Raw genomic sequence first — 14700 nt, forward strand, 5'->3', positions numbered from 1 at the left:
GATTAAAAGCGACAAGCTATAAATAATTGTTACCATTGCCTGGGTAAAATAAAAAAGAGCGAGTAAAATCCTTTACTCGCTCAGTAAGAAGGCCACCTCTTCTGAGGGAAAGTAGCCGTCGGAGAATCGTTGGTTTTCTCTTATGCTAATCGGTTGATTATTGAAGAGAAATCCATCCCTGCATTGCCTTCTTCGCAATGCATTTCAAACCACTTTGCAGCAAGTTCACCCATAGGTACTTGGGCATTTACACCCTTCGCGCCCTGCATGGCAAGACCTAAGTCTTTGAGCATAAGCGCTGAAGCGAAACCGCCAGCAAAATCCTTATCAGCAGGGCTTTGTGGCCCTACACCTTTTACCGGGCAGTAGGTGGTCATTGACCATGTCTGGCCCGAAGCATTGGACGCAATATCGAAAAATACTTGCGCGTCTAAACCGAGCTTTTGAGCAAGTTGGAAACTCTCGCAAGTCGCAATCATAGTTGCCCCAAGCAGCATATTGTTGCAAATCTTCGCAGCTTGACCCGCGCCATGGCCGCCCGCATGAACAATTTTCTTACCCATTGCTCCGAGTACGCCTTGCGCTTTATCGAATGCGTCAGCATCGCCACCGACCATAAACGTGAGTGTGCCGCCTGCAGCCGCTGCAACACCACCAGAAACTGGCGCATCCAGCATTTTAAGGCCTTTTTTCTCTGCCAGTTCCGACACACTCTTCGCCGTTTCGACGTCAATGGTGGAGCAGTCAATAAGCAAGGTGCCTTGGCGTACAGAAGCCAGGATCTGATTTGAATAGATATCTTGTACATGCTTGCCTGCAGGCAGCATTGTAATAACAATGTCTGCCTCAGCAGCAGCTTGCTCGGTACTTTGCGCAATAGTACAGCCTGCTTCTTTGGCTTTGGCCAGCGCCGCTTCGCTTAAGTCAAAAGCCAATACGTTGTAATTGTTCTTAACTAGGTTATCTGCCATCCCTGAGCCCATATTACCTAGGCCAATAAATGCAACTGTGGTCATAATAGTCTCCTCGCTTAACCCATGGTTGGAATAACAAAGGCGTTGTCGTTCGTATCTGAGCCATCAGGCCAGCGCTGCGTAATGGTTTTAACCTTGGTCCAGAATTTCACTCCTTCCATACCATGTTGATTGGTATCCCCAAATGCAGAGCGCTTCCAGCCCCCAAAAGTGTGGTAGGCAACTGGCACAGGAATAGGCACGTTAATCCCAACCATGCCCACGTTTACACGTTGCGCAAATTCGCGCGCTGCATGGCCGTTACGGGTGTACATAGCAACACCATTACCGTATTGGTGGTCGCTTGCTAAGTTAACCGCTTCGTTGAAATCTTTCGCGCGCACCATTTGAAGCACTGGACCGAAAATCTCTTCTTGATATGAGCGCATGTCTTTGGTTACGTGATCGAAGAACGTTGGGCCGATGAAGTAGCCTTGGCTGTCGTCTGGGATCTGACTGGTTCTACCGTCGTAAACAAGCTCAGCACCTTCTTCTATGCAGAGGTCGATATAGCCTTCCACGCGCTCTTTGTGAGCAGCAGTAACCACAGGGCCATAGTGCGCTTTAGGATCTTCACTATGACTTACCATAATGTCTCTAATCGCCGGAATAAGCTTGGCTTTCAGTTTCTCAGCAGTTTCATCGCCCACTGGGACGACAACTGGCAGCGCCATACAGCGTTCACCGGCACTGCCGTATGCAGCACCAACTAAGTCGGTTACCACCTGATCCAGATCTGCATCAGGCATTACGATGCCGTGGTTTTTCGCGCCGCCCATGGCTTGAACGCGCTTTCCAGCACGAGCGCCACGCTCGTAAACATAATTGGCAATATCAGAAGAGCCTACAAAGCTCACCGCCTTAATTGTCTGATGATCTAAAATCCCATCAACCACTTCTTTGTTGCCGTGTACAACGTTAAGCACGCCAGCAGGAAGGCCAGCTTCAATCATAAGCTTTGCCAGTTCAACAGGTACTGACGGATCGCGCTCTGATGGCTTTAAAATGAACGCGTTACCGCAGGCAATTGCAACGCCGAACATCCACATTGGGATCATGGCGGGGAAGTTAAATGGTGTAATACCCGCCACCACACCCAGCGCTTGGCGCATGGAATACACATCAATCCCCGGACCAGCGCCTTCCGTATATTCACCTTTTTGCGCATGAGGAATACCGCAGGCAAACTCGATAACTTCAAGGCCGCGTTGAATATCACCCTGTGCGTCAACCAACACTTTACCGTGCTCGCTTGATAGTAGTGCCGCTAGGCGGTCGCGGTTTGCTTCAACGAGCTCTTTAAACTTGAACATTACACGAGCGCGTCGTTGAGGGTTTGTTGCTGCCCACTCAACCTGTGCAGCTTGGGCTGTTTCAATTGCGTAGGCCAAAGTTGAAGTGTTGGCTAAGCTAACTTCAGCCTGAACATCACCTGTGTTAGGCGCAAATACCGACGCGGTATTTTCGCTGCTATCCTCAAAATCTTTACCTGCAATAAAGTGAACAATCTTTCTCATGACATAGCTCCAATGATTTTTAACAATATTGAAACCTTGTGTTTGCAAAGACAATACATATACTTGCAGTATAATGCTGTAAAAATGCAGGTATTTAAATGAATTGGGACGACATGCGTTTGTTTCTTGGCTTGGCAAGAAATGGTCGTGTAGCCATTGCAGCTAAAGGCTTAAAGGTGGACCCTACAACGTTAATTCGTCGTGTAAAAAAGCTGGAGGACTCACTAAATTGCAAGCTGTTTGAGCTAACTAAAAAGGGCTATGTGCTTACTACGCACGGTAGTGAGCTCGTTTCTTACATCGAAAAAGCAGAGCACTATTTTTTAGAGGCCCAAAACGAACTGGGTGATGAGCGTTCTCACTTGGCAGGTACGATCAGAGTGAGCGTTTCTGAAGGTTTTGGCAGCTGGTTTTTGGCGCCATTGCTACCCGACTTCAAGAAGCAATATCCGGGGATCAGTATCGAGCTTGTAGCTACCAGCGGCTTTTTAAATCTGAATAAACGAGAAGCCGATATGGCTATCTTGCTTGAAAAGCCCAGTAAAGGCCTGCTGGTTACACAAAAACTGACGGACTATAACCTTTATCTTTATACCCATCAGTCCCTTATCAGCGACTATAAGCCACGAGCATTAAAAGACCTTACCACGTTCAATTTAGTAAGTTATGTTCCCGATTTAGTGTATGCGCCTCAATTGAAGTTCATTGAAGAAACAGCACTTTCGCAGTTGAGTGCACTTCGCAGCACCAGCATCAATGCGCAATATCAAATGCTTGTAAATGGCGCGGGGGTCGGCATTTTGCCTAAATTCATGGCTGAAAAACAACCTGGTTTAGTTCGACTCATTGAAAACGAGATCCACATTAAGCGTACGTTTTGGTTGGCTACGCATAAAGAAACCCATTCTCAAGCCCGTTTCCAAGCGTTTACGCAATGGCTAATGGAAAACGTAGCGCGTAATCGGGCAAGCTTTATTGATAAGTGATGATAGCGACATCAACGTGGACCGCGCTTTTTGAGAGCAATAATATGTAAGACTTTCTTCGCATCCAGAATAGTACAGACCTAAGTTTAATTTAATAAAAAAACGTTTATGCTTAACATAAGCGGCAATGAAATGGCTAAAGCCAACATAGGAAACGAAGCCTATACTTACTCTTAAGTAAGCTATTAAATTGAATTGTAAATTTACTAAGTGAAACTCCAAGTTAGCCGATAAACATCTTATTACCGAAAATTTTTTGTCAGGGAAGCGTTCATGTTTAACAAACACCTAGTTAAAGAAAACGAAGCACTTAAAGAAGAACTACATATACTCAAGCAAGTGCGAGATGGCTTGCGAGAAGACATGATTTTTCTTCGACTCAACGAGCGCGGAGAAATTGAGGATGTCAACGAGATGTTTGAAAGAGAGCTAGGATATTCTCTCTCTCAGGTTAAAGGTCATCGCTTTTTTGAGTTCGTACCTGAAATTGCAAGAAATACTCCTCATTTTAAAAAGTTGAAGGATGCTATCGAGCAACGCGTTCACTACTGGGGCGCTATAGAGTTCGCCCGTGAAAATGGAGATGAAGCTTGGCTAAGGGGAGTGGTTGAGCCAATTTTTGACATTAAAGGTAAGATTCATAAGTTCTCGGTAAACCTTAATGATCTTACGCGCACCATTGCGAAGTCCAAAGAACATGAAGACCTTGTTGCTGCTTTGCACAAATCTAATGCGGCGATTGAGTTTGATCTTAACGGCGTAATTCAGGATGCTAACGAAGCCTTTCTTAGAACCGTTAAATATAGCCTGAACGACATAAAGGGTCAGCACCACAGAATTTTTTGTGATACCGAATACGCTAATTCCATTGAGTACAAAAACTTTTGGGATCGCCTAGCCCGCGGTGAGTTTGTTGCTGGACGTTTTGAGCGTTTCGATGCCCATGGCAATAGCTTTTGGTTAGAGGCTACGTACAACCCTATTTGTGACTCTCACGGGCGCATGTACAAAGTGGTTAAGCTGGCTACAGATATTACTGAACAAGTTTCGCGAGAAAACGCTGTTTCTAGCGCTGCTGACATCGCTTACCGCTCTTCAAACAATACGGATCAAATTGCTTCTCGAGGCAAAGAAGTGATTAGTGAGTTGCTCTCAGAAATGTCTTCGCTTTCGCAGCAAATGGACAGGGCCAAAGAGGGGATTAACGCCTTAGATGCTCAGTCTCAACAAATTGCCACAATCATTGGAAGCATTAGTGCTATTGCAGAACAGACCAACTTACTCGCGCTAAACGCTGCCATTGAGGCGGCACGAGCAGGGGATCAGGGCCGAGGCTTCGCGGTTGTTGCGGACGAAGTGCGCCAGTTAGCGTCGCGCACAACAGAAGCCACGGAAGAAATCATCAACGTGGTTAAGCATAACCAGACATTAGCCACCGATGCGGTGAACTTGGTTAACGAAGGTGATGAAAAAGCGCAATCTGGTTTGAATTATGCCAAAGAAGCGGGTGAAGTCATTGAACAAATTCAAGGTGGTGCGAAAGAAGTGGTAGATGCGGTAGGGCAGTTTACCAGTCGTTTAGGAAATTAAACATTATTAAACGGTGTTTACCTGAAATTGCAGAAAGTAATAGAAAAGCATATCAATCTCCGTTCTATAATCCCTATGTTTGAGAAAGTTAATTCATCCTACCTTGGTAGGATGAATTCGCCCCTATTGCAGGATGTGCTTTTTAACGTAGCCTGTATAGCATAACCCTGTAATAAAAGGCTTGCAGGGGCGGTTATGTCAGGTTTTACGAAAATATCTACAGCTATAGTGGCCGTATTCATTGGCTGCTTTTTGGTTTTTACCTGTCTGGTCTACTTCCACATACAAGATAACATTGAGGAAGAGATGACGGGCGCGCTTAATCAAGTGCGAGAAATGGTCAACCTCAATATCCCTGTTGCTGATATCGAAGCGATTGTAGAGCCTAGCCCTCACTTATCCGCCCATTATTTCACGGGGCGCCTTCAGGCAGAGCAGACCTCAGTGATGCCGACAACCGAACGTACTGCACTCACACCTGTCATCATCCCAATTCAGGAAAATCAGTATCTTATTGTTACGCCTTTTGATGCTACTGAACTCACCCAGAATCTCACTTTTTTTGCCTTGGTGGCGGGACTGTTTTTCGCAACCTTTGTCCTGTTGCTGTTTACGTTAAAAGTGGCGGTTAAACAGAGGTTAGTGCCGCTAAATCAACTGGCCGAAGCGTTATTTAAATTACGTGAGGGTAAGGAGTCACAGCCCCTGCCACATTCAGATATTACCGAAATGAATAGGGTGTTGGACCAATTTAAGCATCTTCAAAATGCGCTTAAATCAAAAGAGAAGCAGCTCATCAAAATAGATAAGCAATTAGCGCTTCTTCAAGAGCAAGAGCGAAATTACCTTGCCAGAGAGCTTCACGATAATGTGGGGCAGTTGCTGACCACGATAAAAGCCCACGCTTATATTTTGGTTAACGCAAAAGAGCGATCTGTTGTTGAACTGTCGGCGCAGAAGGTTCAAGTGATGTCACATCAAATAAGCGATGCAATTAGAAAACTCACTGCTCACCTACACCCGCTTGTTTTAGATAGAGTCTCTCTTCAGTCGTCGCTTGAACGTCTGGTTTATGAACAAGAAGTGGCGCAGCCCGATACGCAGTGGGACGTGTCAATTAATCTAAAGCGCTATCAAGAAGATAATGAGCGAGATATTCACCTTTACCGATTTGCTCAAGAAGCCATTAACAACGTGATTAAGCATGCGAAGGCCACCAAAGTTAGCATTCAAATTTATGGCGATACTCATCGGGTTTCTGTGATGGTTAAAGACAACGGCCGGGGATTGGGGAACCACATTGTAGAAAATATAGGCATGTCATCAATGCGCAGCCGAGCGCGTTGTATAGGTGCAAATTGCAGTGTGACGTCCCCCGATGATGGCGGCGTTGCTGTATCGCTGTCGCTTACCCTTAAAAAAATGCCTCCTCTTATGAGCGCTAACGTCGCATGAATATTCTTATCGTAGACGACCACGCTGTGGTGCGTGAAGGTTACAAAGCATTGCTCAATACGATGATGCCTGACTGCCGTATTTTGGATGCTGAAAACGGCGCGCAAACCCATCGCTTATTAGCCAGTAGTAACATTGAAATCCTAATCCTCGACATAAATCTTTCAAATGAAAGTGGCCTTGTTTTAGCCAAGATTTTTTTAAAGCGACATCCAGATTTAAAAATTATCTTTTTCAGTATGTTCGAAGACAGCGTCATATTGCACCGCGCTATGCAAACCGGTGCTATGGGGTACATCAGTAAAAGTAGTTCGCCTGAAATACTGATATCGGCAATTAAGGTCGTCGCAAAAGGGCAAAAGTATATTGAGCGTGGTCTGGCGGTAAATTTAGCCAATCAACTTCTCGATACCAATGTGGACATTGCTACCAAATTAACAAAACGTGAGTTCGAGATATTTATTGCGATAGCGATGAATAAATCCCGCTTCGATATTGCTGATGAGCTGGGCCTATCGGCTAAGACTGTTTCTAACGCACTTACCGTCATTAAGCGGAAGCTTGACGCGGTGCCCTCCCAGTTTTCAGCCATTGCGGCTAAACACGGTTACATCGGTGATGCAGAGCTTTCAGCGTCTCACTCGGTGTCTTTTGTCGAGAAGAGTGAGAAGCAGCCATAGGTTTCCCCTCCTAAAGTAGGAGTCAAATCGGTCTATCGCATCATGGTAGGCACAGCGTAAAAGTACCATTATCAAACTACACAACAAACCAAGTTACTGCGCGTGGTACGCGCAACGTCATCAAAAGGTATTTCTTATGATTTATGCAAAGCCAAGTAGTGAAGGTTCGGTCGTAAGCTTCAAAGAAAGCTACGGTAATTTTATCAATGGCGAATGGGTAGCACCGGTTAAAGGTGAGTACTTCACCGCAACATCTCCTGTTGACGGCAGCGACATCGCACAAATCCCACGCTCAACATCTGAAGACATTGAGCTTGCGTTAGATGCAGCTCACGCTGCGAAAAAGGGCTGGGCAGATACGTCAGTAGCTGAGCGTTCTAACATTCTTCTGAAAATTGCCGATCGCATTGAAGAAAACCTAGAGCTACTTGCCGTTGCGGAAACATGGGATAACGGTAAAGCCGTTCGCGAAACACTAAATGCAGACATCCCACTGTGCGCAGACCACTTCCGTTATTACGCAGGCTGTATTCGAAGCCAAGAAGGCACCATTGGTGAAATCGATAAAAACACGGTGGCGTATCACTTCCATGAACCTTATGGTGTAGTTGGGCAAATTATTCCATGGAACTTCCCGCTACTTATGGCTGCATGGAAACTTGCGCCCGCACTTGTTACCGGTAACGTAGTGGTGCTAAAGCCAGCAGAACAAACGCCAGTATCTATCTTATTGTTCGCCGAACTAATCCAAGACCTACTACCACCGGGTGTACTAAACATTGTTAACGGGTTTGGTGCTGAGGCTGGACAGGCCCTTGCAACAAGCACACGAATCGCAAAAATTGCATTTACTGGCTCTACGCCTGTTGGTGGACATATCCTTCGCTGTGCTGCGGAAAACCTTATTCCATCTACGGTGGAGCTTGGCGGCAAGTCGCCAAACTTATTCTTCCCAGACATCATGAATCACGAGCCTGAATTTATTGATAAGTGTGCGGAAGGTCTAGTGCTTGGCTACTTCAACCAAGGCGAAGTGTGTACGTGTCCTTCCCGAGCGATTATTCACGAAGACATCTATGATGCGTTCATGGAAAAAGTGTTGGAAAAAATTCAGAAGATCAAACGTGGCAACCCACTAGACACAGACACCATGGTAGGTGCACAGGCATCTAACGAGCAGTTCGAAAAGATCCTTAAATACATCGATATCGGTAAGTCAGAAGGGGCTCAGGTTGTCACTGGTGGTGAGAAAGAGCAGCTACCAGGCTTTGATGGAGGCTACTACATTCAGCCGACTATCTTGAAGGGTGAAAACCACATGCGTGTGTTCCAGGAAGAGATTTTTGGTCCGGTAATCGCTGTTCAAACCTTCAAAACCGAAGAAGAGGCGATTGAGATTGCCAATAATACAAGCTTCGGACTTGGCGCTGGTGTATGGAGCCGCGATGCGAATGTAGCATTCCGCGTAGGTCGAGCGATTGAAGCAGGTCGCGTATGGACGAACTGTTATCACTTGTATCCAGCTCACGCTGCGTTTGGCGGCTACAAGAAATCGGGCATTGGCCGCGAAACCCACAAGATGATGCTAGATCACTACCAGCAGACAAAAAATCTATTGGTAAGCTACGACATCAACCCACTTGGTTTCTTCTAAGTAAACCTGAGGGCGGCGCCTACGCCGCCCGCTATTTTTATGCGCATCGCATTTTCCTTAATCATTTTCTTGTTGATTCTCAGCACCAATGTGTTGGCGCAATCTGACGCGACAGACATTCCAGAAGACATTTACAAGATATTTCCCAACGCTACACGCGTGGGGGAGATGCACACAGATATCAAGGTAACCCCGGTCTATCAGCTTCAGCAACTACTCGGATATGTTTTTGAGTCGAATGACTTTGTCGACTTCATAGGCTTTTCAGGCAAACCGGTTAATGTGGTGATTGGGCTAGATACTCAAGGCAATGTGGTTGACCTTTTCGTCAAGCAGCATAGCGAGCCGATTTTTTTGCATGGGTTTGGCGAGAAATCCATGTTTGATTTCGTTGCTCAATATCAAGGGCACAGTGTCAAAGAACGTTTTATCATTGGTGGAAAAAGCAATGTAGGCAAAGACGCTACCTACTTTGATGGGGTTACGAAAGCCACCGTATCGGTGCTGGTTATCAACGATACCATCGTGACATCTGCATTAGCCGTTGCCAGAGCTAAGCTCGATGGCTTTGTTGCGCCTAGCAACAATATTATCAATCCAGACTTTTACGAACCTCTTACTTTTAGCGAATTGGTGGACAAGGGCTACATCCAAAAGCACCAGATTACCCAGCAAAATACCAAAGGCCTCCCGAGAGAAGTGGTTCGGGCGGTTGACGATATTCAGAGCGAGTTAGCTCTTAACGGTGACATCATCGCCGAACACTACTATGCGTTTTTAAGTCTTCCTATTGTGGGGAGAAACCTGCTAGATGAAGAGGAATTTGCTCGGTTACAAGAAAATCTAAATCCAGGAGAAATGGCACTGATGGTGCTGAATACGAAAGGTTTCAGTTTTATCAGCGATGAGTTTATTCCCCAAACCACACCTGAGCATTTACGGGTATCTCAAGGCGGTTTTCCCACGGCTATCCGCGATATCGATTTTTATAGCTTCTATGACCCCGCATTTTCACAAGCATTGCCCGACTACAACGAGATCAAAGTACTTCGAGTAAAATCGAAAGGTGGGCTCTCACTTGACCAAGAAATGGAAATAGCGATTAGTGTGCCGTTTAAGCCAAGCTTCTTCGAGCAAGATGAGCATCTGTTCCCTTTGAAAGTAACACTGCCTAGTGAACTATTTATGGAAAATCCTGAGGCTCAGTTAGCGAAGCCCATTCCGTTGTGGCAGAAAATTTGGAGGGACAGAACCTTAACGATAAGCATCACCATTGTTTATCTTGTAGCGCTGTCGTTGTTTTTTGCATTCCAGCAAAGGCTAACGCCTTACACCAAGTTTGTGCATACAGTGCGGGCATTTTCCCTTGTGTTCGTGCTGTTTTTTATTGGCTTTTACGCTCAAGGGCAACTGTCTGTTGTCAACATATACACGCTGCTACTGGATATTGTCGATGGATTTTCCTTAGAGGTATATCTTCTCGACCCGGTCATTTTTATTTTGTGGAGCTTTGTATTTGTCTCGCTGTTTATTGTTGGTCGGGGACTATTTTGTGGCTGGCTTTGCCCCTTCGGAGCACTTCAGGAAATGATGGGAATACTGGCTGAAAAGCTCAGGATAAAACAAATTAGAATTAAGCCTCAGCACCACAAACGGGCGCAAAAAATTAAATATGTATTGCTTATAGGCCTAGTCGCGTGCTCATTCTATTCGCTGAACCTTGCGGAGAAGCTCGCTGAGATAGAGCCGTTTAAAACGTCCATAACCCTACACTTTGTTCGATATTGGCCCTTTGTGCTGTATTCGGTTTTATTGCTGCTACTTAGCTTAAAAATTCATAAAGTGTACTGCCGCTATTTATGTCCATTGGGAGCAGGGCTTGCCATTCTGGGGCGTTTCCCTTTAGTTAAGTTGCTCACCCGTAAAGACGCCTGCGGTAATCCGTGTCAGCTGTGCAAACAAAAGAAATGTGGTATTGATGCTATAGAACAAGACGGCAGCATTGACTATGCTGAATGTATTCAGTGCCTTGAGTGTGTGGTTACGTTAGATAACCCTGACTTGTGCAAAATCGATAAATATAAAAAGAAAAAGGTGCCAACGCGTGTCAAAAACCTCAATCCTGTCCGCACTTAGTCAACCTGCTAATAGCAAGGTTAACGATGATAACCAAGCTAGTTTATACGGTGCAAAAGAAGCCTGCCGCGATGTGGCCAATGAGATTTTAGCCAACGTTAAATGCGATGAAATAGAATTATTACTTTTTCATACCAGCACGCTGTTTGACTTAGACACCGTAGCAAAGGAAATCTCCGCACGTTTTCCGCACGTGAACATTGTTGGCTGCACCAGTGCTGGAGAATTTAATAAAAATGGCTACGGAACAGAAAAACTCTTGGTCGTTGCGTTTTTGAAAAACGAATTTTCTATTGCCACAGCATTGGTGCCAAATTTAGGCGAAGTAAACTTTGATGAAGCCCACGATATTGCCAGCGGTTTGCGCCGGGCCTTACAGGGGAGGGAACGTCGCTACGATACAGAGCAGCACTTCGTTATTTCTGTGCTCGATGGACTTACCCGCCATGAAGAACATTTTCTAGAGACCTTTGCGACTGCATTTGGCAATATCCCACACTTAGGCGGTAGCGCCGGCGACGATTTAAAACTTGAAGCCACCTACGTGTTTTACAACGGTGAATTTCATCGAGACGCAGCAGTACTGCTGCTTGTTGGCACGGGAAAGCCCTTCACCGTGTTCTCCATTGATCACATTAACTCTCCTGTTTCAAAGCTGGTGGTCACCCACGCCGATCCAGAATCGCGAACCGTGTATGAGATTAACGGTGAACCTGCTGCGCAGTATTACGCCAGTTTATTGGGAATGAAAGCTGAAGACTTAACGCCTGATGTGTTTTCCATGTTTCCCCTTGCAGTGATGGTAGGTGGCAAATATTTCATCCGCTCTATTCAAAAAGTAGATTTGGCCACTAACGCCATTACCTTTTACTGTGCGGTAGATATTGGCATTATTCTTACGTTTGTTCAGCTGGGTGACTGCATTGAAGCATTAGAAAGTAAATTGGACAAACTGCGCGCTCAGCTTGGCGAGCCCGAATTTGTCTATGCTTGCGACTGCTTTCTGCGAAGGCTCGAAATTCAACAGGGCAAAAACGACCATGAAATAAGACGGCTACAGCAAAGATACAATGTAGCGGGCTTCAATGCCTATGGCGAGCATATTCATTCGGTTCACTTGAACCAAACGTTTACGGGGGTGTATTTTGCAGCCCAATAATCAACTTACCGACGTGGAGGCGCTTCAAAAGGCGCTGCATGAACAACGGCGTGAAAACGAAAAGCTTGAGAAAATAAATGCTGCGCTGATGTATCGCATGGAAGAGGGCGGTTTTAATCATCACAGTTATCGCGCCTTCGAACATTCGGTTCAACTTTCTGAAAAAGTGAGTCAAAAAACGGAAGAGCTACAGTCAGTGCTGCAAAAGCTGGAGCAGTCAAACGCCGAACTGGTGCACGCTCACGAAGAAACCAATCAGGTAAAACAGCGTTTACACGATGCCATCGAAAGTACCAATCAGGCGATGGTGTTGCTAGATAGGCTGGGCGGGATCATCTTCTTTAATCGGCATTTTGAAACTGTTTGGGATGACCTTTCCATTACTCCAAAAATTGGTGACAACTATTACGATATTACCCAAGCTGCCAAGCACTCTGGGGTTATTCGCCGCGCCCTGCCTGCTGATGTCGAAGGCAGGATGATCTACCAGTTGTCGAACCGACGATGGTATCAGCTTACCAACCGACCCACACAAGAAGGCGGGAACGTTATTCTGTTTAACGACATCACTGAAGTGAAACTGCTTGAGTCGAATCGCTACGAGCAAGTTATTAAAGAGAAAAACAAGTTGCTGCAAAGCCTTATCGATAATATTGATGTGGGAATTTTGCTTATTGATAAAGAAGGTGGCATTGCGTTTTGGAATAATACATTTTTGACTCAATCAAACGTGCCCCAGCACGTTCTGGTAAACAGTAAGAATATTTATGCCCTTCAAAATAGCCGACACTGGAGCGGGCTCAACTTAAATCCGGTTGGGCCAAGTACCCAGATTATCCACGAGCAACTGGTGGTTGAACGCAACATCACTACACTGCCCGATGGCAATACACTGTGCACGTTTACCAATGTTACATCGCAGCATCACTACGCGGAAACGCTGAAGCAAAACGAAAGCTGGATCCGCATGATAACCGATAATGTGCCAGCACTTATTGCTTATATTGGTACTGATAAAAAGTTTCAATACACCAACAAAGGTTATCGCGATTGGTACGGCATTAGTGAGCAAGACATCAACGATATGCCTATGGAACGCAGCCACCTGAAAGAGGTTTACCCCAATCTTATTCAGTACTTGCGCCGAGTTAATCAAGGCGAAGTGGTGAGCTTTCAAAGCAAAGAAAAAAATGCTCATGGCGACGTTGGCTTTTTACAGAAAGTTTATTTGCCTCATTTCAATGAATCCGGCGATATCACCGGGCACTTTGTCTTGGCAACAGACGTGTCGCAGCAGGTAGAAAGCCAACTCCAGCTTAAAGCGGCTAAAGACCAATTAGAATCGAATGTAGAAAAGCGTACCCGTGAACTCAATCACGCCAACATCGCCCTTCAAGAAGCCATTGATTCAAAGAGCAAATTTTTGGCTGCTATTAGCCACGATCTTATGCAGCCCCTTAGCGCTGCCATCTTGTTCAACGAAACATTGAAAGATCAAGTGGATAGTTCATCCAGCCCCATTGTTGCCGCCCTCGATAATTCACTGTCTGATTTACATGGCCTTATTCGCACGCTTATTGAAACATCCAAACTGGACGCTGGGGTGTTACAGCCCGATAAGCAGCAAGAAAATGTATTGCCGTTACTTATGCAGCTAGCCGAAGAGTTTACGCATATCAGTAAAGACTACAGTGTAGATTTTCGCTATCGCTTGAAAGAAGCCTTCGTGGTGACAGATGTGAACTTACTTTCTCGAATATTGCGAAATTTATTAATAAATGCAATGAAATACGGCGCGAACGGCAAGGTGCTATTGGCTGCAAGAAAGGTGAAGGAGAACCTAGAAATTAGCATCTATGATCAAGGTGTGGGTATAAGCGAAGACGATCAGAAAGTTATTTTTAAAGAGTTTTCCAGATTAGAAAACGATTTTAACTACTCTTACAGTTTGGGTCTGGGATTATACATTGTAGATAAAATGAGTAAGTTGCTAGAGCACGATATTCGAGTGCGCTCGAAAGAGGGCGTAGGCGCATGTTTCACGGTGACCATTCCTATTACCGAAGTGTGTGATACGAGTCAGGAACAAGACTATCTTTATACTTTGGAGCCATCGTTACCAGATTACGTTTTGGATAAGCATATATGGCACATTGATAACGATGCGAATATGCGCATTGCTATGCAAACGTTGTTCGCAAACTGGGACATGGAAGTAGACACTTTCTCAGGTTTTGAACAATGCAGTGCTGTAAATAATGGCAGTTTTGACGAGTGCGACATGCTTATTGTCGATTACCACCTAGATGAAGAAGAAACCGGTTTAGACATTGCGAAACGCGTAAGAAAAATCGCGCCTTCAATGCCCATTATGATTTGCACCGCTAATCACTCAAAAGCGTTAGCGAATGAACTTGAAGGCACCGACATTCAGCTGCTGCACAAACCTGTTAACTCCGCGGTGCTTAAGGCGGCGCTAGTCTCAAGCTTGAATGGCTAAAAGTATAGGA

The 14700-nt window shown here is 45.4% G+C and carries 10 protein-coding genes; 8 read left to right on the forward strand and 2 right to left on the reverse strand.

Going from position 1 to position 14700, the window contains the following annotated elements; genetic code table 11:
• Positions 1–140: 140 nt before the first annotated feature.
• Together mmsB and AC27KT_RS10075 are read right to left on the reverse strand one after the other, a co-directional pair.
• The gene (gene mmsB, locus AC27KT_RS10070; protein ID WP_487129583.1) at positions 141–1016 is read right to left on the reverse strand and encodes a 3-hydroxyisobutyrate dehydrogenase; all 876 of its coding nucleotides are present in this window, start codon (positions 1014–1016) and stop codon (positions 141–143) included.
• Positions 1017–1030: 14 nt separating this feature from the next.
• Positions 1031–2530, reverse strand: coding sequence for a CoA-acylating methylmalonate-semialdehyde dehydrogenase (locus tag AC27KT_RS10075; protein ID WP_487129585.1), 1500 nt, complete (start codon positions 2528–2530; stop codon positions 1031–1033).
• Positions 2531–2628: 98 nt separating this feature from the next.
• Between AC27KT_RS10075 and AC27KT_RS10080 the strand changes: the two genes are divergently transcribed.
• The 8 genes from AC27KT_RS10080 (at position 2629) to AC27KT_RS10115 (ending at position 14690) form a co-directional block, all read left to right on the forward strand.
• Positions 2629–3516 (forward strand): LysR family transcriptional regulator, encoded by an 888-nt coding sequence (locus AC27KT_RS10080; RefSeq protein WP_487129587.1) that lies wholly within the window; start codon positions 2629–2631, stop codon positions 3514–3516.
• Between the two features lie 273 nt (positions 3517–3789).
• Positions 3790–5106, forward strand: coding sequence for a methyl-accepting chemotaxis protein (locus tag AC27KT_RS10085; RefSeq protein WP_487129589.1), 1317 nt, complete (start codon positions 3790–3792; stop codon positions 5104–5106).
• A gap of 195 nt (positions 5107–5301) precedes the next feature.
• Positions 5302–6561, forward strand: a complete 1260-nt coding sequence (locus AC27KT_RS10090; RefSeq protein WP_487129591.1) for a sensor histidine kinase — start codon at positions 5302–5304, stop codon at positions 6559–6561.
• Positions 6558–7241 (forward strand): response regulator, encoded by a 684-nt coding sequence (locus AC27KT_RS10095; RefSeq protein ID WP_487129593.1) that lies wholly within the window; start codon positions 6558–6560, stop codon positions 7239–7241. Before AC27KT_RS10090 ends, AC27KT_RS10095 begins: the two co-directional genes overlap by 4 nt.
• A 136-nt stretch (positions 7242–7377) precedes the next feature.
• Positions 7378–8895, forward strand: coding sequence for an acetaldehyde dehydrogenase ExaC (gene exaC, locus AC27KT_RS10100; RefSeq protein ID WP_487129595.1), 1518 nt, complete (start codon positions 7378–7380; stop codon positions 8893–8895).
• A 39-nt stretch (positions 8896–8934) separates the two neighbouring features.
• On the forward strand, positions 8935–11031 hold the full coding sequence (locus AC27KT_RS10105) for a 4Fe-4S binding protein (protein ID WP_487129597.1): 2097 nt from the start codon (positions 8935–8937) through the stop codon (positions 11029–11031).
• Positions 11000–12190 (forward strand): nitric oxide-sensing protein NosP, encoded by a 1191-nt coding sequence (nosP, locus tag AC27KT_RS10110; protein ID WP_014999509.1) that lies wholly within the window; start codon positions 11000–11002, stop codon positions 12188–12190. Before AC27KT_RS10105 ends, nosP begins: the two co-directional genes overlap by 32 nt.
• On the forward strand, positions 12177–14690 hold the full coding sequence (locus tag AC27KT_RS10115; RefSeq protein WP_487129600.1) for a hybrid sensor histidine kinase/response regulator: 2514 nt from the start codon (positions 12177–12179) through the stop codon (positions 14688–14690). Before nosP ends, AC27KT_RS10115 begins: the two co-directional genes overlap by 14 nt.
• Positions 14691–14700: the final 10 nt, after the last annotated feature.

The organism is Alteromonas sp. 5NW40-0090, from assembly GCF_057552975.1.